Source organism: Arthrobacter sp. 9V, assembly GCF_902506065.1.
Lineage (GTDB): Bacteria > Actinomycetota > Actinomycetes > Actinomycetales > Micrococcaceae > Arthrobacter.
In genome coordinates, this window is sequence record NZ_LR733001.1 from 1 (window position 1) to 1,155 (window position 1,155).

At 72.4% G+C, this 1,155-nt stretch carries 2 protein-coding genes; one reads left to right on the forward strand and one right to left on the reverse strand.

What is annotated here, in order from left to right; translation table 11 throughout:
* Positions 1-184: 184 nt before the first annotated feature.
* Positions 185-640 carry a hypothetical protein gene (locus BACI9J_RS23200; protein ID WP_159736698.1) on the reverse strand — a complete coding sequence of 152 codons (456 nt, stop codon included), beginning with the start codon at positions 638-640 and terminating at the stop codon, positions 185-187.
* A 135-nt stretch (positions 641-775) separates the two neighbouring features.
* On the opposite strand from BACI9J_RS23200, the gene BACI9J_RS23205 reads away from it, so the two are divergent.
* On the forward strand, positions 776-1,155 hold a 380-nt coding region (locus BACI9J_RS23205; protein ID WP_159736699.1), incomplete at its 3' end, for a response regulator.

Here is a 1,155-nt window from a genome sequence, read left to right on the forward strand (position 1 = left end):
CCGCAGTGGTGGCGCAGCCGGTCAGGGCGAGACCCGCAGCCACCAGGGCAGTGAGCACGATCGTGTGGCGCATGGTTCCCCTTCGTCCGGTCGCGTCAGGTGATGACCGTCGCTCACGAACGTACCGACCGGGGGCCGCGGTGGCTGAGACCGTCACCGATTCGTTGTCCCCCGACCCCGTCGGTCAGCGGCTGCGCCACCACTGCGGCGACCGCGACCGTGCGCGCAGCCGTCGCGCCCACCGGCGCACCGGGTTCGCCCGTCGGCCGTTCACGCGGAACGTGTGGAAGGCACGTCGCGTCCGGACCCAGACGGACGGGAGGCCCGCCAACGGTCGCGCAGACACCTGCACCGTGAGCACGGGGTCGGCCACCACCCGCCAGGCCGGGTCGAGCTGCATGCTCAGGTCGACGTCGTCGTGCACCTCGGCGTCGCCGCGGTGCACCCTGCGGGCGACCGCGGCCCAGGTCGACCGGCGCATCGCCATGGCGGACCCGAACAGCGGCGGGCGCCCGAGCGCGCTCCACATCAGGACGAAGTACGGGCCCATGTACACGGCGTCCCACAGCCGTCGCACCACGGGGCCACCGCCACGAGGCCGGCCCGGCCCGGTCACCGCGACGACCTCGGGGTCGGCCACCAACCGGACCGCGTCGGCGATCCAGGAGTGGGTCGCGGCGAACTACGAGTCGACGACGGTCGGCGGCCAGACCGTCTACGACCTGAGCAGCACGGAGTGACCGGCGACGGGGGCGCGGTGGATAGGCTCCGGGACATGCCCGGCCACCCGCTGCAGCGCACCGACGGCTCCCCCGTCCGCGCCCTCGTCGTCGACGACGAGCACGCCCTGGCCGATGCCGTCGCCCTGGCGTTCGCGGGCGACGGCTGGGCCGTGCGGTCCGTGCACCGTGGTCGCGACGTGCTGTTCGCGGCCAGGGAGTTCCAGCCCGATGTCATCGTGCTCGACGTGATGCTGCCCGACATGAACGGCTTCGGCGTCACCAAGCGCCTCCGTTCCTCGGGCTACACCTCGCCGATCCTGTTCCTCACGGCGAAGGACGACACGGAGGACAAGATCACCGGCCTCACCGTCGGCGGCGACGACTACGTCACCAAGCCGTTCTCGCTCGACGAGATCGTCGCCCGCATCAAGGC